Genomic DNA, 1,054 nt, shown 5'->3' with positions numbered 1-1,054 from the left:
TATGTCAAAGGCGGCGTGTTCGGCGATCAAGCCACGGTGTACGCCGGCGAAGGCGATGACGCGGTCTATTTTGAAGACACATTACTGCAGCAGAACTTTGCCGTCATTGCTGGCGGTGGAACGGATGTGCTGGGCTTGAACGGCGTGAGTGCGCGAAGCGAAACGCGTTTCTTTGGGCAAACAGGAGAAGACACCGTTCTGGTTAACGGTACGACTTTTGGGGGGAACGCCTATATCGAGATGGGAGACGGCGATGACCGTTTCGAAACCGTCGGATCAGACTACATGGGACGTATTTCCGTTCGCGGTCGAATCGATGTGGACACGGCGATGTTCAACGATTCCAACAGCTACGCTTTTAACCCCAACCTGCAAACGATCGAAGCCCAGTCAATGACTCCGAACGAGAACGGCGCCATTGAGTCGTCGCTCGGACAATTGAAAATGAAATTCATTGACGTCGGACCAGAGTTGCGAAACTATACCGCCAGTTCGATGCAGGAAGGGATGTCTGATCTGGCTACCGCATTTGAAACTTCGCTGATCCAGTTGGACGTGAACAGCGTGACTCAATACGTCACGGCCGAAGATCCGACGCCCAGCGTTTCCGTGATGTGGGATCAAGTCGTCCAGGAGGCTGTGATCGTGACCGCACCGGGACCGACGATCGCTTCAAGGGCTTATGCGATGATGCACACTGCGATGTACGATGCGTGGTCAGCCTATGATGCGGATGCTGTATCCACCGGCTTGAACGATCAGCTCCAGCGTCCCGAATCAGAGAACACTGAATCGAACAAGAAGGCTGCGATGAGTTTTGCGGCGTATCGAGTCCTGGAGGATCTGTTCGCTGACCAGTCGCAATCGTTCGAAAACTTGATGCGCCAGCTTGGGCTTAATCCGGCAAATCAAAGCGACGACGTGACGACACCTGCAGGGATCGGCAATCGTATGGCAGAGGTTCTGCTGGAAAGTCGACATGAAGATGGTTCAAACCAGTTGGGCGACGATCCGTCCGGCGACGCTGGCGTAGCGTATTCGGATATCTCGGGGT

General features: G+C 54.5%; 1 protein-coding gene. It reads left to right on the top strand.

Annotated features, from left to right (window positions below; genetic code table 11):
• Positions 1 to 1,054 (top strand): DUF6851 domain-containing protein (locus tag RC85_RS28150; RefSeq protein ID WP_202907977.1); only part of this gene is annotated, 1,054 nt, incomplete at both ends.

Source organism: Rubripirellula obstinata (assembly GCF_001642955.1).
Taxonomy (GTDB): Bacteria; Planctomycetota; Planctomycetia; order Pirellulales; family Pirellulaceae; genus Rubripirellula; species Rubripirellula obstinata.
The sequence above is the reverse complement of the archived record's forward strand: the minus strand, read 5'-3'. Positions and strand labels throughout refer to the sequence as shown.